Below are 19288 nucleotides of genomic sequence, written 5' to 3'. Positions count from 1 at the left end.
TGGTAGTTGGGGGTTTCCCCCTGTGAGAGTAGGACGTCGCTAGGCACTAAGAAATCAGTACCGAGAGGTACTGGTTTTTTTGTGTTCTTTTTTAGGTTGAGTGTGGTAGGGGGATATCGTGTCATTCTCCATTTCGCGGGTGGTATTCAAGGATTGGATGAGGCTGTTCTCCATTTGGACGGTGCTATTCTAGAATTGGACTGGCCTATTCAAGGATTCGAGCCACACATTCTAAAATTCACGAATTCCAAACAATTTAACGTGCTTGTAGCGAAGCGTAAAAAGACAAATTGGGCTGCTAATGCAGCCATTTCTGTTGGTGACATCTATTGAATTGGGTATCGTACGATTGATAAAGTGATTGAGCCATTTACCCAATAAAAGATCCAACGTTTTCTCCAGTCTCTAATGAGCAGGTTCATAGAGTCCTTTTACTTGTACAATGCGTATGAACTCGATATGTTAACTACATAGATTGAAAAAAAGAAGGGATGTAGTGAATATGATGACAAATATATATGATTTTACTGCAACGAATTCAAATGGTGAGGACGTGTCATTGCGCGAATATGAGGGTAAGCCAATGATTATTGTAAATACTGCTAGTAAATGTGGTTTTACACCACAGTTTAAAGAGTTACAGGAGTTGTATGAAGAATATAAAGATCAAGGTCTTGTTGTATTAGGTTTTCCTAGTGATCAATTTAGTGATCAAGAGTTTGCAGACATGAAAGATACAATGGAATTTTGCCAATTAAATTATGGTGTATCTTTTCCTATGTTTAAAAAAATTAATGTAAAAGGTGATCAAGCTCATCCTTTGTTCGAATATTTGGTTTCACAAAAAAAGGGTTTATTGACTGAAGACATTAAATGGAACTTTACAAAATTTTTAGTTGATCCTGATGGTAAAGTGGTTAAACGTTATGCACCTCAATCTTCTCCTAAAAAAATTGAAGATGATTTACTGAAATATATTTAAGGAAAAATGTGAATACTCTTTCTAATTAAAGCTTCTTGACAGTCTTTGTAGCCGCTGATAACCTTACAATAATATTCAAGAGCATATAGGAGGAGAAGGAGAATATGTGGGAATCTAAATTTGTTAAAGAAGGCTTAACTTTCGATGATGTATTATTAGTTCCAGGTAAATCTGATGTGTTACCGAAGGATGTTGATTTGTCTGTTCAATTAACAGATAAAGTGAAGTTAAACATACCTATTATTAGTGCTGGTATGGATACTGTTACTGAAGCAGCAATGGCTATTTCTATGGCACGTCAAGGTGGACTTGGTGTCATTCATAAAAATATGAGTATCGAAGATCAAGCTGAACAAGTTGTTACTGTAAAACGCTCTGAAAATGGCGTCATTACGGATCCTTTCTTCCTTACTCCAACTCATCAAGTATTTGATGCAGAACATTTAATGGGCAAATATCGTATCTCGGGTGTACCGATTGTAAATAATAAAGAAGAGTTAAAATTAGTCGGAATTATTACGAATCGCGATTTACGTTTCATTCAAGACTATTCGTTAACGATCGATGAAGTAATGACGAAAGAAAAGTTAGTTACGGCGCCAGTTGGGACAACTCTTGAAGATGCAGAAAAAATCCTTCAACAGTATAAGATTGAAAAGCTTCCAATTGTTGATAAAGCCGGCATGTTAAAAGGGTTAATTACCATCAAAGATATTGAAAAAGTAATTGAATTTCCAAATGCTGCGAAAGATCATCACGGTCGATTGCTCGTTGGAGCTGCAGTAGGAGTAACTTCTGATACAATGAAACGCGTTGAACATTTGGTGAAAGCACAAGTGGATGTGATTGTCATTGATACGGCACATGGCCATTCAAAAGGTGTGCTAGATACCATTCGTTCAATTCGTGCAAATCACCCTGATTTAGATATTATTGCAGGGAATGTGGCAACAGCTGAAGGTACGGCGGCATTATACGAAGCTGGTGCTGACGTTGTTAAAGTAGGAATTGGTCCAGGTTCTATTTGTACAACCCGTGTAGTTGCAGGTGTGGGCGTACCACAAATTACTGCTGTATATGATTGTGCATCGGAAGCTCGTAAACATGGAAAAACGATTATTGCAGATGGTGGCATTAAGTATTCAGGTGATATTGTAAAAGCTTTGGCTGCTGGTGGACATGTTGTTATGTTGGGTAGCTTGCTTGCAGGTACATCTGAAAGTCCTGGAGATACTGAAATATTCCAAGGACGCCGCTTTAAAGTATATCGCGGTATGGGCTCAATTGGTGCTATGGAAAAAGGGTCAAAAGATCGTTACTTCCAAGATGATGCGAAGAAATTGGTTCCCGAAGGTATTGAAGGAAGACTTCCTTATAAAGGGCCACTTTCAGATACGATTCATCAATTGATGGGCGGTATTCGTGCAGGTATGGGTTATTGCGGAACGAAGGATTTAACTGATTTACGTGAACGTTCACAGTTCATTCGTATGACAGGTGCAGGTCTTCGTGAAAGTCATCCACATGATGTCCAAATTACGAAAGAAGCTCCAAACTATTCTATTTAATTTAAAAAGCGAAACTTTAGCACCTATTCTGCGTCTTTTTATTAGGCAGAATGGGTGCTTTTTTCATGTAGTATGCCGGTGAGACGTAATTTATGATAGAATGAGCAAGGGAAAAAGGAAAAATGAGAATGGCGGAGGTTCTAAAAAAGTGAAAAGTGTATGGAACAAGGCGCTAGTACGCTGGTTAATCTTACCTATGTTATTGGTGAGCGCGGTTGTAGCACAACCTAAATCAGCAGATGCTGCAGATGATAACTTAGGTTTATTGGTAGATAGTGCGATTTTAATTGACGCGGATTCAGGAAAAATTTTATATGAACAAAATGCAGATACAGCTTTAGGAATTGCTAGTATGACAAAAATGATGACTGAGTACTTAATGTTTGAAGCAATTGAAAAGGGTCAAATTAAGTGGGACCAACGTTACTCAGTAACTGATTATACGTATCGAATTTCACAAGATCGACGTTTAAGTAATGTTCCATTACGTGAAGATGATTCGTATACGATAAAAGAATTGTATGAAGCGATGGCGATTTACTCAGCAAATGCTGCGACAATTGCAATCGCTGAAACCATTGCTGGAACTGAAACAGAATTTGTTGCGATGATGAATAAAAAAGCCGACGAATTAGGATTAGAAGGCTACAAATTTGTCAATTCGACTGGACTAAATAATGCAGACTTACAAGGAAGCCATCCAGAAGGAACAGGCGAAACGGATGAAAATGTGATGCCTGCAAAATCTGTCGCTAAACTTGCTTATCATTTAATGAAAGATTATCCTCAAGTATTAGAAACAACTAGTATTAAAACGATGAAATTCCGTGAAGGAACGTCTGATGAGATTAAAATGGACAACTGGAACTTCATGCTTCCAGGTCTTGTTTTTGAATACAAAAATGCAAATGCCACTGTTGACGGGTTAAAAACAGGTACGACTGATTTCGCTGGACATTGTTTCACTGGAACAGCTACGAAAGACGGCATGCGAGTCATTGCGGTTGTTACAAAAGCTGTAGATTCAAAAGGTCAAGGTTCTTATAAAGCTCGTTTTGATGCAACTGCGGCTTTATTCAATTACGGATTCTCTCAATTTTCAAAAGAAGAAATTGTTCCTGCTGGTTACAAGTTTAAAGATCAAAAACAACTGCCAGTGCAAAAAGGGAAAGAAGACTTCGTTGGCATTACAGTGAAAGATCCAATTGAAATGGTTGTTAAAACGAGTGAAAAAGATTTGTATGTACCTAAGTTAGTGATCGATAAAAAGAAACTAACAGACGGATCTTTAGAAGCTGCGATCAAAGCAGATGAAGTAGTTGGACAAGTTGAAGTTGTTAAATCTGAAGGAACTGATTATGGGTATATTACTGGTAAATCAGCTACTTCTAACGTCGTTACAAACGATGCGGTAGAACGCGCAAGCTGGTTCTCATTAGGACTTCAAGCAGTTGGTCACTTCTTTGCTAACCTTTGGGATGGAGCAAAAGGTTTCGTAACTGGTTTATTTTAAACTAAAAAAGACCGTGAACTCTCATTAAACTGAGAGCTCACGGTCTTTTTCTATTTTACTTTGATTAAATAGAATAACAGCTTTAGGGAACACATCTTGTCTTATCATTAGACAAGTTGTGTTTTCTTATTTCACGTAGATGATATTCCCCATGCATCCATTAACAATTGAACGGCTTTTTCAATTTCGGTTTCTAAAAATCCGCCAAAGCCAAGTAAGATTTGTGGTTTTGATGATTGGTCATTAGAAGTCACCATATATTCAGACCGTGCATAAACCCGGATTCCCTGATCCAAGGCTAATTCGACGAGTTCTTTGTCGGTTTTCTCAAGATCAATCGTTAAGACAATATGCATCCCTGCTTGTTCCCCTGATATTTGTACAAGTGGCGCATAGTCAGCCAGAGAAGAAGTGAGTTTCTCTAGTTTTTTACGGTATATCTTTCTCATGCGATTTAAATGTTTAGAGAAATGGCCGGCATTCATAAATTGAGCCAAAACATGCTGATCGAGTCTAGGAACCGTTGACGAATAATAAGGGAATGTTTTTCGGTACTCTTGTAAAATATGCATTGGCAACACTAAATAGGCCATTCTTAATGATGGCATTAACGATTTAGAAAATGTACTGATATAAATCACACGCTCACTTTGGTCAATTCCTTGCAGGGAGGGAATCGGTTTTCCGATATAACGAAATTCACTATCATAATCATCCTCTATAATGTAGCGTCCTTCTTTAGCAGAAGCCCAATTCAGTAGTTGAACTCGTCGAGATGCTGAAAGAATGGCACCTGTTGGAAACTGATGAGATGGAGTGACATACGCGACAGAGGCATCCGTTTTCTCTAATTCATTCACATTCATGCCATCACTATCTACAGGTATGGGAATGACAGAACGATCATGATTCACAAATATATGGTGAGTTAACGGATAGCCAGGATTTTCAATAGCATAAACAGACTGCTTTCCAAGCAAGCGAATTAACAAAGGCATTAATTGTTCCGTACCTGAACCTAAAATAATTTGTTGAGGCGCACATCGTACACCTCGCGATGAATATAAATAGCTCGCAATTTCTTGTCGTAGCTCTAAATCCCCTTGAGGGTGTCCGAGTAATAATAAGTCGCGAGAGGACTCATCTAGTACATCCTTTGCATACTTCCGCCATTGATTGAACGGAAAGGCCGATGTGTCTATTTTTCCGGAATGAAAGTCGATTGAATAATTCGGTTTCACAGACTCCAATTCATCTGCAATTTCAAGTGGTTGTTCTACATAAGCTAGTTCTGCCACTTCTTCTACAAAAAAGCCGCGTCTAGATACTGAAGAAATAAAACCTTCTGCGACTAGTTGCGCGTAGGCTAATTCTATTGTTGTTTGGCTGATGGATAAAAATTCAGCTAATTTTCGTTTCGAAGGCAATTTGGTTCCAACGAGTAAATCACCTCTAATAATGGCCTCTTTCATCTCTTCGTAAAGTTGGGCATAAAGGGGAGTTTGTGAGGTTTTATTTAATTGGATTAACCACATATCCATCGTTTCCACTCCTTCTGACCATGTTAATAAAGAGGAAACTGACACTTTTATTATGGTCATATTTCATTATACTAAAGATTATTATGGAATGGAGGATTTATCAATATGAATCAACATCTAACGGGTACGGATCGTGTGAAGCGAGGCATGGCAGAAATGCAAAAAGGTGGCGTCATTATGGACGTAATTAACGCGGAACAAGCACGAATTGCGGAAGCAGCAGGTGCAGTAGCAGTAATGGCACTAGAACGTGTACCTTCTGATATTCGGGCGGCTGGTGGCGTAGCTCGTATGGCTGACCCTCGTATCACAGAAGAAGTGATGAATGCTGTGACGATTCCAGTGATGGCGAAAGCGCGTATTGGTCATATTTCAGAGGCACGCATGCTTGAAGCGATGGGTGTTGACTATATTGATGAATCAGAAGTTTTAACTCCTGCAGACGAAGAGTACCACTTGATTAAGAGTCAATTCACAGTGCCGTTTGTCTGTGGAAATAAAGACTTGGGTGAAGCAGCGCGTCGAATCGGTGAAGGAGCTTCCATGCTTCGTACAAAAGGGGAACCAGGAACAGGGAATATCGTGGAGGCAGTTCGTCATTTACGTAAATTACATGCACAAGTTCGCAATGTCATTCACATGAATGATGATGAGTTAATGACAGAAGCAAAAATTTTGGGAGCACCCTACCATGTATTACTTGAAATTAAACGTTTAGGTCGTTTACCGGTTGTTAACTTTGCAGCAGGAGGCGTAGCAACTCCTGCAGATGCTGCATTAATGATGGAGCTTGGAGCGGATGGTGTCTTCGTTGGATCAGGTATCTTTAAGTCAGATAACCCAGCAAAATTTGCACGTGCGATTGTTGAAGCAACAACTCATTATCAAGACTATAAATTACTTGTCGAAATCTCAAAAGACCTTGGAATGCCAATGAAAGGTATTGAAATTTCTCGTTTGGAAGCGAAAGATCGTATGCAGGACCGAGTGCTATAAGATGGTGAAAATAGGCGTATTAGCTCTGCAAGGAGCAGTAAGAGAACATGTCACTTCTATTGAAGCTTGTGGTGCCAATGCGGTGCTTGTAAAACGTGCAGAAGATTTGATCGGTATTGATGGTCTCATTTTACCTGGTGGCGAAAGCACGACGATGAGACGTCTAATCGATTTATATGGCATGATGGAACCCCTTCGTACATTTGCGAACGAAGGACATCCCATGTTTGGAACATGTGCAGGACTCATTCTTTTAGCGAAATCACTCGTTAATTATGACCAATCTCATCTTGGGGTAATGGACGTAACCGTAGAACGAAATTCTTTTGGCCGCCAAGTTGATAGCTTTGAAGCGAACTTGTCTATTCACGGAGTAGCGGAAGACTTCCCAGCGGTATTTATTCGAGCTCCTCATATTACAGAGGTAGGCTCTACTACTAAGGTTTTATGTGAACATAATGGCCGCATTGTAATGGCCCAACAAGGTCAATTTCTTGGCTGTTCATTCCATCCTGAACTTACAGATGATCATCGTATAACAGCTTATTTTGTTAAACTTGTTGAAAACCATATCAAACAAAAAACTTGAGACCTTTAAGTTTGAAAATACAGGTGGTCTGCTATTTCTTTCGCTTTCCGCGGACGAAACGCCAGCCTCCTTGGCTGTTAAAAACCTATGCTCCTGCGGTTACTCGTCGCAAACGAATTGTGCACAATTCGTTGCCTGTGGGGTCTAGCATGTTTCGTTTTTCCGCAGGAGTCTTCAGAAATAGCCCGACCACTTTCCTACTAAAATTAGTGATTTTTTTGAGACTGCGCTTACAAGTGGCAACCTCTTTGAAAACAACATTGATGATTTACAAAAAACTGAGACCTACCATATGGTTGGTTTTTCAATTTTGCCACAAATTCCAAGAATCACGTGACTGTGGACTATATTTGACTAGGAATTTTTTATTAAATCCTAAATTTATAAAAAACGCAGTTGGATGCACAGGAAAATAAACCCGTAAATCTCCAAATAAAAACAGTCTTCGTTTCCTATATATTCTGAATAGTTAAAAAGTTAGAATGTGAATTAGCCGATAAAATATCGGAACTTTCAGAATTTGAGGAGTGAAGTTGAGTGAAGAAGAAGAAATTAGTAAGTTTAAGTTTAGCGGCAACGATGGCATTGTCTGCTGCGATTGCACCGGTATACGCAGCACCTGGTAGCGGGATTTCTGAAAAGATTCATGTAAATGAAAATAGTAAAGCACCAAACTTTATTTCAGGTAAACTATCAGCGCCATCGAAAAAAGCAGCAAAAGAAATAGTATTTGACTTTCTTGCACAAAAACAAGGAGTTTATAAATTTAGCAATGATCCATTTTCAAGCTTTAAAGTTGTTAAAGAGTCAAAAGATGAACTTGGCTTTACACAACTAAAATTACAACAAATTTATAAAGGTGTTCCTGTATTTGGAGCAGTTGTTACAGCTCATGTTAATAAAGAAGGCGTACTAACAGCGGTTTCTGGGGAAGTTGCACCTGAACTTGATAAAAAAGCAGCTTTAAAAGAAGGATCTAAAGTAAAACGAGCTGATGCAGTGGCAACAGCAGCAAAAGATTTGGAATCAAAATTAGGAGAAACGCCTGAGTTAGAACATGAAGCGACTCCGCAGTTTGTTGTTTATACAAAAGATGGAGAAGCGAAGTTCGCTTATGCAGTAGAATTTGAATTCCTTTATCCTTCACCAGGGAATTATCAATACTTCGTGGATGCCCAAACTGGAGAAATTTTAAATTCGTATAATCAAATCCATGAAGCTAAACCGAGTGAAGGCGTCACTTCACCAACAGGAACAAATACAGTGGGAACTGGTAAAGGTGTGTTAGGAGATTCTAAATCGTTTAATACAGTAACAAATAGTAATGGATCATACTTAGTGGATCGCACGCGAGGAAATGGTATTTTTACATATGATGCAAAAAACCGAACTCGTACGCCAGGAACATTATGGTTAGATGCAGATAACGTATACAATGCAGCTTACGATGGTGCTGCTGTTGATGCTCATGCGTATGCGGCACAAACATATGATTATTATAAAGATGTACATGCACGTAATAGTTATGATGGAAATGGGGCACAACTAATCTCAACTGTGCATTATGGACGTAATTACAATAATGCATTTTGGAGCGGGTCTCAAATGGTTTATGGAGATGGCGATGGTTCAACATTCATCCCGTTATCTGGGGCACTTGATGTAATCGCTCATGAATTAACACATGCAGTTACAGATACAACAGCAGACCTGATTTATCAAAATGAATCTGGGGCTATCAATGAGTCTATGTCTGATATTTTTGGTACATTAGTTGAATACCATTTTAATAACAATCCAGATTGGCAGATTGGTGAAGACATCTACACACCATCAACTGCTGGCGATGCGCTTCGTTCAATGGCTGACCCAACTGAAAGTGGCGATCCAGATCATTACTCAAATCGTTATATCGGAACATCAGATAACGGTGGAGTTCACTGGAACAGTGGTATCAGTAACAAAGCCGCTTACTTATTATCAAATGGTGGAACACACTACGGTGTAAGCGTAACTGGAATTGGTAACGATAAGACAGGGAAGATATTCTATCGAACTTTAACTCAATATTTAACTCCTAACTCTACATTCAGTCAGTATCGTGCAGCATCTGTACAAGCGGCTACGGATTTATACGGAGCTAGCAGTGCTGAAGTGACGAGTGTGAAAGCGGCATTTAGTGCAGTAGGTGTAAATTAAAGATACGTTATTTATTTTACGTATTAGTTTAAGAATATCGGTATAAGACAAGACACAGCTAGCACCATTTTTGGTGCAAGCTGTGTTTTTCTAAAGTGAATAGGTGCTTGCCAAATGTCACATCATGTAGTAAAGTATGTTTAATTTCACATATGAAACGATGATGGGAAGTAGTAACAAGCTCTGTTTTTTCTAGAGAGCCGGCGGGTGGTGCAAGCCGGTAAAAACACTTGTGAATCCGTCCTGGAGTTGCGCAACTGAACGAATAGTAAGTTGTAGCCGGTTGAAAAGCCGTTATGAGACAAGTGGATTTGTTTGTAATGAACAAGTCAATCAGGGTGGCAACGCGGGTAGCTCTCGTCCCTTTCCAAGGGGATGGAGGGCTTTTTTTGTTGTCTAAAAGTCTTATTTCACTTTCCATCATCACCATTCAAAGGAGGAAAATACATGTTAGATGTAAAACGCGTAAGAGATAATTATGAAGAAGTGAAAGCAAAATTAGAAAAGCGTGGCGAAGACCTCGGGAATTTCGATCAATTTGCCGAGTTAGATGGGAAACGTCGTGAATTAATCGGTAAAGCAGAAGTGTTAAAAGCAGAACGTAATGAAGTATCAGGTCAAATTGCTACAATGAAACGTAATAAAGAAAATGCTGATGATTTAATTGTTCGTATGCGTGAAGTAGGTGACGAAATTAAAGTGATTGACGATGAGCTTCGAGAAGTAGAGGCGAAGTTTGAGGATATGATGATGCGTCTTCCTAATATTCCACATGAGAGTGTTCCAGTTGGCGAAACGGAAGACGATAATGTTGAAGACCGAAAATGGGGAGAAATTCGTGAATTTGATTTTGAGCCAAAACCGCATTGGGATATTGCGACAGACTTAAATATTATTGATTTTGAACGTGCAGCAAAAACAACGGGTAGCCGTTTCTTATTTTACCGTGGACTGGGTGCGCGTTTAGAGCGAGCGTTGATGAACTTTATGATCGACCTTCATACAGAAGAGCATGGTTATGAAGAAATGCTACCACCGTACTTAGCGAATCGTGCGAGTTTAACGGGTACTGGTCAATTGCCTAAATTTGAAGAAGATGCATTCTTAATTGAAAAAGAAGATTTCTTCTTGATTCCAACATCAGAAGTAACGGTTACAAATTTCTATCGTGATGAAATTTTAACGAATGATATGCTGCCACAAGGGTTTGCTGCATATAGTGCATGTTTCCGTTCTGAAGCGGGATCTGCAGGTCGCGATACTCGTGGGTTGATTCGCCAGCATCAATTTAACAAAGTCGAATTGGTTCGTTTTGTTAGCCCAGATGATTCTTACAACGAGTTGGAGAAGTTAACTGGACATGCTGAAAAAGTTCTTCAATTATTGGGACTGCCATACCGCGTTCTGAAAATGTGTACAGCTGATTTAGGATTTACGGCAGCGAAAAAATACGATATTGAAGTATGGATTCCAGCTCAAGGTGTATACCGTGAGATTTCTTCTTGCAGTAACTTTGAAGATTTCCAAGCTCGTCGTGCGAATATTCGTTTCCGTCGCGAAGCGGGTGGAAAACCAGAATTCGTTCATACATTAAACGGAAGTGGCTTAGCACTTGGTCGTACAGTAGCTGCTATTTTAGAAAACTTCCAACAAGAAGATGGATCTGTTATCATTCCTGAAGTTTTACTTCCATATATGGGTGGGAAAGAAGTCATTGCTAAAAAATAGACTTTGTTTAGCGGAACAACTTTTAAAAATGAAATAAAAAAACCAGAAAAGAACCGATTATCGGTTTCGTTTCTGGTTCTTTTTTTGTTCGCGTAATTGACGGAAAAATGTGGTGAGAATTCCGCCGCATTCGTCTGCAAGGACACCTTCTGTTACTTCGCATTCATGATTAAAGCGCTCATCATTCAGTAAACGGTAAAGTGAGTCTACGCATCCTGCCTTTGCATCACGTGCGCCGTACACCACATGCGGAATACGAGATTGTAAAATAGCTCCCGCACACATAGGACAAGGCTCAAGCGTGACATAAAGAGTGGTTTCTTCTAAACGCCAGCTTCCTATTTTTTGACACGCCTCTTGAATCGCTATCAATTCTGCGTGTGTCGTTGCATTTTGAGTGGTTTCTCTTAAATTATGAGCACGAGCTATTATTTCTCCCTTATAGGTAATAACAGCCCCGATTGGAACTTCACCTAACATCGCAGCTTTTTCAGCTTCTATTAAAGCTTCTCGCATATAATGGCGATTTGTTTCCATTGCATCCATTCGTCATCGCTCCTTGTGTTTAGTGTAGCATGTTTTATTCACCTGTCGCATATCGTTTTAGGAGATGTTGTAAAGGAGGGTACTCATGATTTATGTTGTGAAGTCCGGAGATAGCTTGTACTCAATCGCTAATAGATTTAATGTGAATGCAGCAAATCTGGCTACTTTAAATGAACTTGAAGATCCGGATGTGTTAGTCATTGGTCAGACACTCGTCATTCCAGGTGCGCCTGATCCTTCTCGGCCAACTATTGAATCGAATGCATATGTGGAATGGTATACGGAACGGCCAGCACAAAGCTTACTGGACGAAGTTAAAAAGCGAGGACCATTGCTGACGTATATGATGCCTTTCTCATATGATGTGAAGCGCGATGGTTCATTAACCCCGTTAAATTGGAACGGACTTGAACAGATTGCTGCGGATGAAAATATCATTGCTGCCATTGTTATTTCTAATATTGAAGATGGTGCATTCAGTGATACGCTCGCGCAAGCGATATTTGCTGATCCTGCCATTCAAGACAAACTGATTCAAAATATTTTAGCCGAAGCAAAGGCGAAAAATGCGAAAGACATTCATGTCGACTTTGAATATTTACGCAAAGAAGATCGACAAGCGTACGTTGATTTTTTAAAGAAATTAAAAGAGGCTGCGAAAGGCTTGGCATTATCTGTCGCACTAGCGCCTAAAACATCTGCTACTCAAGTTGGTAAGTGGTATGAAGGTCATGATTATAAGCAAATTGGTGAGGTAGCTGATTTTGTTGTTATTATGACGTATGAATGGGGATACAGCGGTGGACCACCGATGGCCGTTTCACCAATTGGTCCAGTTCGAGAAGTTCTAACCTATGCCTTAACCGAAATACCAGGAAACAAGATTATGATGGGGCAAAATTTGTATGGCTATGATTGGACGTTGCCTTTTAAAGTAGGTAACCCGAACGCTAGAGCTCTGAGTCCAAAACAAGCAATTGAATTGGCAAGAGAAAGAAATGCAGCTATTTCGTACGATACAAAATCCCAAGCACCTTACTTTAATTATTGGTTAGATGGCAAAGAACATGTTGTATGGTTTGAAGATGCAAGGTCAATAAACGCTAAGTTTGAGTTAATCAAAGAGTTAGGGTTACGAGGCATAAGTTACTGGCATATCGGTTTCCCATTCCCTCAAAACTGGCTTTTATTAAATGAATTGTTTCAAGTGAAAAAGGTGCAGAGCTAAATCACTTTTCCTCTTTGGAAAAGTAGATTTTGGCTCTGTTTTTCATTTTCTTGCTATGTTAGAATTAAAAGCACTGATTGATATTGAACAATAAGTAAAATTTCAAAAGGATAAATCCACACTTTGTGAAGTTCCTATTGAATACCTCTATTAAAGGAGATATCTGATGCCGATCCCATTTATCACAGTCGAAGGCCCGATTGGCGTTGGAAAAACATCGCTATCAAAAGCCATCGCTGATACGAATAATTTTCATCTGTTAAAAGAAATTGTGGATGAAAATCCGTTTTTGAATAAATTCTATGAAGATATTGAAGAGTGGAGCTTCCAAACGGAAATGTTTTTCCTTTGTAATCGTTACAAGCAGTTAAGTGACATTCAAAAAAAATACATATCGAAACAACAACCCGTTGTAGCTGATTATCACATCTTCAAAAACCTTATTTTTGCAAAACGTACGTTACAACCTGAGGAATATGTAAAGTATGAAACAATATACCGAACGTTAACTCATGATATGCCGAAGCCAAACATGGTCATTTATTTGCATGCAAGCTTAGACACATTGATGAAACGTATTGCGTTACGTGGTCGTGAATTTGAAAAAATGATATCGGCCGAATACATGGAACAGTTATCTGCTGATTATCATACGTTCATTCAGCATTTTGAAGAAACACATCCTGAAATACCAGTTCTTCGTTTTAATGGAGACGAAATCGATTTTGTTCAAAATGAAAGTGATTTGACATGGATTTTAGATCAAGTACAAGAAACGTTAGAAAAAAGGAGTCTCCAAGTATGAACTTACGCGAAAAATATGGTATCCCTAAAAATGCTGTCATCACGATAGCCGGTACAGTAGGTGTTGGTAAATCAACAATGACGAAGGCTTTGGCAGATGCATTGCAATTCCGAACATCATTTGAAAAAGTAGATGCTAACCCATACTTAGATCGATTTTATGATGATTTTGAAAAATGGAGTTTTCACCTGCAGATCTATTTCTTAGCAGAACGCTTTAAAGAACAAAAACGTATCTTTGAATTCGGTGGAGGATTTATTCAAGATCGATCAATTTACGAAGATACAGGCATTTTCGCAAAAATGCATATGGAAAAAGGAACGATGAATCTAACGGATTACGAGACATATACAAGCCTGTTTGATGCAATGGTTATGACACCTTATTTCCCACATCCAGATTTATTGATTTATTTAGATGGTTCAATCGAAGATATTTTAGGTCGTATTCAAGAGCGCGGACGTCCAATGGAACAACAGACGCCAGTTGAATATTGGTATGAAATGCACGAGCGCTATGAAAACTGGATTAATTCATTCAATGCATGTCCAGTATTGCGTTTAAACATTAATGATTACGATTTAATGAAAAATCCCGACACGGTAGAAGCAGTTGTTGAGCGTGTTGGCCACTTTATCCAACAAACATCTTTATTACGTAAATAGTAGGACAAGCCTGCAGACTGTAAAACGAACTCTTTTTAAAAGCGTTTGTTTTACAGTCTGTTTTGTTTTTCAAATGAATCAATTTCATAATGAAAAATCTAATAAAAAATCCAAATAAAGTTGATTTCCACTTCAGGCGTACGCTTTCCGTGGACACGGCTTCAATCTCCTCGTCACTACAAAACATGTGCTCCTGCGGTTACTCGTCGCAAAGACACTGGCTATTGGCCAGCATCTTTCCTGCGGGGCTTTCAGCTCGTGCTGATTCCACTGGAGTCGCCGCCTTGCGCTCCAATCAATGATATCTACTTAAAAAAATGGATAAATGACAAATAAACCAATTAAATCTATCCCTTAAGTGAAGTATGAAAATTATACGAATGAACAATAATCTAGTGAGTTGATTGATTGTTAGCATTACCGCTGCATGGATAGAATTTCAGCAAACTATCACTTAATGAACAACAAATAGTTCATAACAAAAAAGGCGACTCCTGGGAGTCGCCTTCATAATATTCTGATTAGTTATGTTAGAAGAAAATTCGTTACCTAAGCAACGAATACAATCTCCATATATATGCGCGTGTTTGTTGAAAGTATGGAGGAGGAAGAGGGATTCGAACCCCCGCGGGATTTGACTCCCCTGTCGGTTTTCAAGACCGATCCCTTCAGCCGGACTTGGGTATTCCTCCGTGTCAACAAAATATAATTTATCATGTACAAAAAACAAAGTCAACAAAAATAGCGAAAAAAATTATTGTTTTATTATTTCGTTTTTTCTTACAAAAGATTAATAATAATTAGCTCTTGGTTTTCCTCCGATAAGTACGCTTTTTACTTCTATAGAATCTCATTTCCTAAAAGTACCGTTTATATATTCATAGTAACCGATTGATTTTTTCAATTGAAATCGTTATACTAGTAAATGCCGTGCTAGGTGGGAAGGTAGCGGTGTCTTGTAACTCGCAATCCGCTCTAGCGAGACTGAACTCCTTCTCGAGGCTGTTTATATGTAGGGTCTGACTTTTGCACGTAGTGTTGACGTCTGGGTCCTGCGCAATGGGTGTCCATGAATCAGGTCAGGTCCGGAAGGAAGCAGCCTTAAGTGGTTTTACTCATGTGCCGCAGGGTCGCCTAAACTGAGCTAACGACAGAGGTTCCGCTTATGTATTTCAGTCGAAGGAAGGTGCACGGTATACATACTTCCATTCAGGTGTTTGTTCGCAATGCGAACAAGCGCCTTTTTTCATGCCTTTAAAACGTAAATTTCATCTTCATGAAATGGGAAGAACAGGTTAGTTATGATATACTAAAAGGACTGTTTAAAATCATTCAATAAGGGGAGAAATCAGTTGGCGTATCAAGCTTTTTATCGTGTCTACCGCCCGCAATCTTTTGCGGAGATGTCAGGCCAAGCACATATAAAACAAACCCTTCAAAATGCTCTCCTTCATAATAAAACAACGCACGCGTATTTGTTTTCAGGTCCAAGGGGAACAGGAAAAACTAGTGCGGCCAAAATATTTGCAAAAGCACTAAACTGTGAACGGGCACCGATTTCTGAACCATGTAATGAATGTGATTCATGTACGAGTATTACAAATGGGTCAAACACAGATGTCATCGAATTTGATGCAGCTTCGAATTCACGTGTTGAAGAAATTCGAGATGTCATTGAAAAAGTACGCTTTGCACCTGCAAATTCTCGTTTCAAAGTATATATCATTGATGAAGTCCATATGTTATCTAACAGTGCGTTCAATGCTTTATTAAAAACATTAGAAGAACCACCCGAACATGTGGTATTCATTCTTGCAACAACTGAACCTCATAAACTGCCATTGACAATTATTTCGAGATGTCAGCGTTTTGACTTTAAACGAATTACAGCGTCAGACATTGTCAATCGTATGCAAGTCGTGCTTGCAGATTCCAATATCCCTTCAAATGAGCAAGCTTTGAAAGTAATTGCTCAAGCCGCAAGCGGTGGGATGCGAGATGCACTCAGTATGTTAGATCAAGTGGTGTCATTTAGTGGAGAAGAAATGACGGTTAATGATGCTTTGTTGGTTACTGGTTCTATTGGACAAGAAGTGTTTTACCAACTAGCTGAGGCTTTATTAACCAAAGAGGTTGGAAAAGTTTTAATGCTTTTGGAAGAATTAATGAAAGAAGGAAAAGATCCTGTACGTTTAACAGAAGATATGATTACGTTTTTCCGAGATCTCTTGTTAATGAATACAGCACCGGATTTAGATGAATTGCTGGAACTAGCTTCTGCAGAAGTGAAATTTAAAGAACTTGCAGAACAGTTTTCGTTAGAAAAGTTATATCAATTCATTGAAATTCTTTCAGCAACACAACAAGAGATGCGATTTTCAAATCACGCAAAAGTGTATTTAGAAACTGCTTTATTGAAAATGTCTCAAGTGAAGGAAGGGGCAGTCACTTCCCACTCAGTCGATTTAACACCTTTTGAGGAGAAAATCGAACAGCTTGAAAGAACAGTAATTGCATTGGAACAACAAGTGCGACAAGGACTTTCTGGAAACGGTGGGGCAGCTCAACAAGCGACTGAACCTCAAAAACGTCAGCGACCGAAATCACAATCAGGTTATAAAGTGCCGACTGGCCGAATTGCTGAAGTATTAAAGACAGCAACAAAAGACGATATTCAGTTAATCAAAACCCACTGGGCAACGATTATGAACCAGTTGCAAAAATCACACGCTGCTTTATTGAATGAAGCAGAACCTGTAGCCGCATCTGGGCGAGCTTTTGTGTTAAAATTTAAGTATGATATTCATTGCCAAATGGCGGCGGATAATCAAACCTTCTCAAGTAGCTTTACTCAGATTCTTCTTAACTTAACGGGGAATTCATATGAAGTATTGTTTGTACCTGAAGAAGAGTGGATGAAAATCCGTGAAGATTTTATTCGTCAAAATGGCTTGAAGCCGACTACGCCTGAATCTTCTGATGTTGAGCAAGCCGCTGACGAAATGATGAGTTTTATGCAAGCGGAGGAAAGAGCTTCAGAAGATCCATTGATTGTAGAGGCTGAAAAACTGTTTGGTAAAGAATTTGTAGAAATACATGATGACTAAGGAGGAATTTTAAAATGCGCGGAATGGGAAATATGCAAGGTATGATGAAGCAAATGCAAAAAATGCAAAAACAAATGGCTGAGGCTCAAGAAGAATTGGGAACACAACGCTTTGAAGGTGTAGCTGGAGGCGGAATGGTTAAAGTAACAGTTTCAGGACATAAAGAGGTATTAGAAGTAGCTCTTGATGAATCTGTTGTTGATCCAGAAGATGTTGAAATGTTACAAGATTTAATCGTCATCGCTACGAACGAAGCAATGAAAAAAGCTGAAGAAACAACGAACTCCACGATGGGACAATTCACGAAGGGATTGAACCTCCCTGGCATGTTCTAGGAGGAAACCATATGCACTATCCTGAACCAATATCAAAACTCATTGATAGTTTTATGAAATTGCCAGGTATCGGGCCGAAAACCGCGGCCCGTCTGGCGTTTTTTGTTTTAGGTATGAAAGAAGATACCGTTCTCGACTTTGCAAAGGCTTTGGTTGATGCAAAACGAAATTTGAGTTTTTGCACCATTTGCGGACATATTACAGATACGGACCCTTGCCGAATCTGTCAAGATAAGCAACGTGATGACACAATTATTTGTGTAGTCCAAGACCCTAAAGACGTGATAGCTTTGGAAAAAATGCGAGATTATCACGGATTGTACCATGTTCTACACGGCGCTATTTCTCCAATGGACGGAATAGGTCCTGAAGACATTAATGTGCCACCCTTATTAAAAAGGTTGCAGGATGAGAGAGTGCAAGAATTGATATTAGCAACGAACCCTACTATAGAAGGGGAAGCTACTGCTATGTATATTTCAAGGCTTGTTAAACCATCCGGCATTCGCACTACACGCATTGCCCATGGCTTACCCATCGGTGGAGATTTAGAGTACGCAGATGAAGTGACCTTGTCAAAAGCGTTAGAAGGTAGACGCGAGTTGTAAAGAGGAGGGCATTGCGTAAAATGTTTTTTCGAAAAGGGAAACTTAAAAAAGAATTCGATGAAAACCTAATTCGATTAATAAGAGAGACAAATGAAGATTGGAAGAACGCTCAAGTCATCGAAGACTTTCTAGATGACTACGATCTGTCCGTCATTGCTCAACGAAAAATTGCAGAGAGTAAACATTTCTTTCTATTTAAAGAAGCGAAGATTCGAAAGATACTTTTAAAATGAAGCATATGTTATACCAATCTCTTCATATATTAGTGGACAACTAATAGGAAGGTGGAAAGCGATATGAAACTCGCTCTTTATGTGATTGGTATAATATTACTTCTTTTTTTATTTTTGAATAAACAATCGAAAGTCAAAGTAATCGAACTTTTTTCGATTTGGTGGTTTAGAATTGCGATGGCATTCGTCGTATTGTTTGGAATTCACGTCATCTCTGGGTTCTTCGGCTTTTATGTGCCGGTAAACATCCTTTCGGGACTAATGATTGCGACGCTTGGAATCCCAGGAATATTAAGTGTGTTGTTGATTTCTTTTGTTTTATAACTTATTTCAAATAATGTATTGACTTTGTTTAATACATAGCGTAATATAATAAAGGTCGCTAAGGTGCGATGCAAAACATGAACCTTGAAAACTGAACAGCAAAACGTCAACGAAATATAGCGATGATCGCTTTGGCGATCGTAGCAAAAACGTTTTCTTCCGCCGACACCTGTCGGTATCGAAAACAAACTTGAACTTAAACGTTCATTATAAACGTCAAAATTTTTGACGCCAGCAACAAAGTCGAGCTAATCGACTCACCTATTATGGAGAGTTTGATCCTGGCTCAGGACGAACGCTGGCGGCGTGCCTAATACATGC

The 19288-nt window shown here is 39.1% G+C and carries 18 protein-coding genes, 1 tRNA gene, 1 rRNA gene, 1 other RNA gene and 1 other annotated feature; of the genes, 18 read left to right on the top strand and 3 right to left on the bottom strand.

All coding sequences use genetic code 11. The features are described 5' to 3' along the window. The first annotated feature begins 96 nt into the window (after window positions 1-96). From AC3EA5_RS15955 to AC3EA5_RS15940, 4 genes are all read left to right on the top strand, one after another. Window positions 97-333, top strand: coding sequence for a hypothetical protein (locus AC3EA5_RS15955; RefSeq protein ID WP_488609232.1), 237 nt, complete (start codon window positions 97-99; stop codon window positions 331-333). A gap of 172 nt (window positions 334-505) precedes the next feature. Continuing rightward, window positions 506-982 (top strand): glutathione peroxidase, encoded by a 477-nt coding sequence (locus tag AC3EA5_RS15950; RefSeq protein WP_488609233.1) that lies wholly within the window; start codon window positions 506-508, stop codon window positions 980-982. A gap of 104 nt (window positions 983-1086) precedes the next feature. After that, window positions 1087-2550 (top strand): IMP dehydrogenase, encoded by a 1464-nt coding sequence (guaB, locus tag AC3EA5_RS15945; protein WP_488609231.1) that lies wholly within the window; start codon window positions 1087-1089, stop codon window positions 2548-2550. Between the two features lie 148 nt (window positions 2551-2698). After that, window positions 2699-4063, top strand: a complete 1365-nt coding sequence (locus AC3EA5_RS15940) for a serine hydrolase (RefSeq protein WP_488609230.1) — start codon at window positions 2699-2701, stop codon at window positions 4061-4063. 131 nt (window positions 4064-4194) lie between these two features. On the opposite strand, the gene pdxR is transcribed toward AC3EA5_RS15940, so the two are convergent. Next, window positions 4195-5604 carry a MocR-like pyridoxine biosynthesis transcription factor PdxR gene (gene pdxR, locus AC3EA5_RS15935; RefSeq protein ID WP_488609229.1) on the bottom strand — a complete coding sequence of 470 codons (1410 nt, stop codon included), beginning with the start codon at window positions 5602-5604 and terminating at the stop codon, window positions 4195-4197. Window positions 5605-5709: 105 nt separating this feature from the next. On the opposite strand from pdxR, the gene pdxS reads away from it, so the two are divergent. From pdxS to serS, 4 genes are all read left to right on the top strand, one after another. Further along, a complete protein-coding gene (gene pdxS, locus AC3EA5_RS15930) occupies window positions 5710-6600 on the top strand; it encodes a pyridoxal 5'-phosphate synthase lyase subunit PdxS (protein ID WP_488609228.1) in 891 nt (296 codons plus the stop codon). A 1-nt stretch (window position 6601) separates the two neighbouring features. Next, window positions 6602-7189: a pyridoxal 5'-phosphate synthase glutaminase subunit PdxT gene (gene pdxT, locus AC3EA5_RS15925; protein WP_488609227.1), complete on the top strand. Its 588-nt coding sequence runs from the start codon at window positions 6602-6604 to the stop codon at window positions 7187-7189. A gap of 537 nt (window positions 7190-7726) precedes the next feature. Continuing rightward, window positions 7727-9388 carry a M4 family metallopeptidase gene (locus AC3EA5_RS15920; protein WP_488609226.1) on the top strand — a complete coding sequence of 554 codons (1662 nt, stop codon included), beginning with the start codon at window positions 7727-7729 and terminating at the stop codon, window positions 9386-9388. Between the two features lie 151 nt (window positions 9389-9539). Then, window positions 9540-9756 (top strand) — a binding site (T-box leader). 79 nt (window positions 9757-9835) lie between these two features. Next, a complete protein-coding gene (serS, locus tag AC3EA5_RS15915) occupies window positions 9836-11116 on the top strand; it encodes a serine--tRNA ligase (protein WP_488609225.1) in 1281 nt (426 codons plus the stop codon). A 57-nt stretch (window positions 11117-11173) separates the two neighbouring features. On the opposite strand, the gene tadA is transcribed toward serS, so the two are convergent. Further along, window positions 11174-11662: a tRNA adenosine(34) deaminase TadA gene (gene tadA / locus AC3EA5_RS15910; RefSeq protein ID WP_488609224.1), complete on the bottom strand. Its 489-nt coding sequence runs from the start codon at window positions 11660-11662 to the stop codon at window positions 11174-11176. 85 nt (window positions 11663-11747) lie between these two features. Here tadA and AC3EA5_RS15905 point away from each other — a divergent pair, with 85 nt between their 5' ends. The 3 genes from AC3EA5_RS15905 to AC3EA5_RS15895 all read left to right on the top strand — a co-directional run bounded on the left by AC3EA5_RS15905 (window position 11748) and on the right by AC3EA5_RS15895 (window position 14360). Beyond that, window positions 11748-12890 (top strand): glycosyl hydrolase family 18 protein, encoded by a 1143-nt coding sequence (locus tag AC3EA5_RS15905; RefSeq protein WP_488609223.1) that lies wholly within the window; start codon window positions 11748-11750, stop codon window positions 12888-12890. Window positions 12891-13056: 166 nt separating this feature from the next. Next, window positions 13057-13695 carry a deoxynucleoside kinase gene (locus tag AC3EA5_RS15900; protein ID WP_394191925.1) on the top strand — a complete coding sequence of 213 codons (639 nt, stop codon included), beginning with the start codon at window positions 13057-13059 and terminating at the stop codon, window positions 13693-13695. Continuing rightward, a complete protein-coding gene (locus tag AC3EA5_RS15895; protein WP_394191923.1) occupies window positions 13692-14360 on the top strand; it encodes a deoxynucleoside kinase in 669 nt (222 codons plus the stop codon). Before AC3EA5_RS15900 ends, AC3EA5_RS15895 begins: the two co-directional genes overlap by 4 nt. Window positions 14361-14959: 599 nt before the next feature. Here AC3EA5_RS15895 and AC3EA5_RS15890 read toward each other — a convergent pair. Further along, window positions 14960-15052: transfer RNA gene (locus tag AC3EA5_RS15890), tRNA-Ser, on the bottom strand. Window positions 15053-15288: 236 nt separating this feature from the next. Between AC3EA5_RS15890 and ffs the strand changes: the two genes are divergently transcribed. The 7 genes from ffs to AC3EA5_RS15855 all read left to right on the top strand — a co-directional run. Continuing rightward, an RNA gene (gene ffs / locus AC3EA5_RS15885) (signal recognition particle sRNA large type) lies at window positions 15289-15554 on the top strand. A 158-nt stretch (window positions 15555-15712) separates the two neighbouring features. Continuing rightward, window positions 15713-17467, top strand: coding sequence for a DNA polymerase III subunit gamma/tau (gene dnaX / locus AC3EA5_RS15880; RefSeq protein ID WP_488609222.1), 1755 nt, complete (start codon window positions 15713-15715; stop codon window positions 17465-17467). 14 nt (window positions 17468-17481) lie between these two features. Continuing rightward, window positions 17482-17802, top strand: a complete 321-nt coding sequence (locus AC3EA5_RS15875) for a YbaB/EbfC family nucleoid-associated protein (protein ID WP_394191919.1) — start codon at window positions 17482-17484, stop codon at window positions 17800-17802. A gap of 11 nt (window positions 17803-17813) precedes the next feature. Beyond that, window positions 17814-18410: a recombination mediator RecR gene (recR, locus tag AC3EA5_RS15870; protein WP_488609221.1), complete on the top strand. Its 597-nt coding sequence runs from the start codon at window positions 17814-17816 to the stop codon at window positions 18408-18410. Window positions 18411-18430: 20 nt separating this feature from the next. Beyond that, the gene (locus AC3EA5_RS15865; RefSeq protein ID WP_394191915.1) at window positions 18431-18643 is read left to right on the top strand and encodes a YaaL family protein; all 213 of its coding nucleotides are present in this window, start codon (window positions 18431-18433) and stop codon (window positions 18641-18643) included. Window positions 18644-18706: 63 nt separating this feature from the next. Further along, complete coding sequence (locus AC3EA5_RS15860) at window positions 18707-18967, top strand: pro-sigmaK processing inhibitor BofA family protein (protein ID WP_488609220.1); 261 nt, start codon at window positions 18707-18709, stop codon at window positions 18965-18967. 263 nt (window positions 18968-19230) lie between these two features. Then, a 16S ribosomal RNA gene (locus AC3EA5_RS15855) occupies window positions 19231-19288 on the top strand; the annotation flags it as partial.

The organism is Paenisporosarcina sp., assembly GCF_057785155.1.
The sequence above is the reverse complement of the archived record's forward strand: the minus strand, read 5'-3'. Positions and strand labels throughout refer to the sequence as shown.

Bases quoted from the DNA above. Each gene is read 5' to 3' on its own strand.
- AC3EA5_RS15895 (WP_394191923.1), top strand. From the start codon at position 13,692: ATGAACTTACGCGAAAAATATGGTATCCCTAAAAATGCTGTCATCACG.
- AC3EA5_RS15905 (WP_488609223.1), top strand. From the start codon at position 11,748: ATGATTTATGTTGTGAAGTCCGGAGATAGCTTGTACTCAATCGCTAAT.
- AC3EA5_RS15865 (WP_394191915.1), top strand. From the start codon at position 18,431: ATGTTTTTTCGAAAAGGGAAACTTAAAAAAGAATTCGATGAAAACCTA.
- pdxT (WP_488609227.1), top strand. From the start codon at position 6,602: ATGGTGAAAATAGGCGTATTAGCTCTGCAAGGAGCAGTAAGAGAACAT.
- pdxS (WP_488609228.1), top strand. From the start codon at position 5,710: ATGAATCAACATCTAACGGGTACGGATCGTGTGAAGCGAGGCATGGCA.
- AC3EA5_RS15875 (WP_394191919.1), top strand. From the start codon at position 17,482: ATGCGCGGAATGGGAAATATGCAAGGTATGATGAAGCAAATGCAAAAA.
- AC3EA5_RS15900 (WP_394191925.1), top strand. From the start codon at position 13,057: ATGCCGATCCCATTTATCACAGTCGAAGGCCCGATTGGCGTTGGAAAA.
- tadA (WP_488609224.1), bottom strand. From the start codon at position 11,662: ATGGATGCAATGGAAACAAATCGCCATTATATGCGAGAAGCTTTAATA.
- AC3EA5_RS15860 (WP_488609220.1), top strand. From the start codon at position 18,707: ATGAAACTCGCTCTTTATGTGATTGGTATAATATTACTTCTTTTTTTA.
- serS (WP_488609225.1), top strand. From the start codon at position 9,836: ATGTTAGATGTAAAACGCGTAAGAGATAATTATGAAGAAGTGAAAGCA.
- guaB (WP_488609231.1), top strand. From the start codon at position 1,087: ATGTGGGAATCTAAATTTGTTAAAGAAGGCTTAACTTTCGATGATGTA.
- recR (WP_488609221.1), top strand. From the start codon at position 17,814: ATGCACTATCCTGAACCAATATCAAAACTCATTGATAGTTTTATGAAA.
- AC3EA5_RS15950 (WP_488609233.1), top strand. From the start codon at position 506: ATGACAAATATATATGATTTTACTGCAACGAATTCAAATGGTGAGGAC.
- pdxR (WP_488609229.1), bottom strand. From the start codon at position 5,604: ATGGATATGTGGTTAATCCAATTAAATAAAACCTCACAAACTCCCCTT.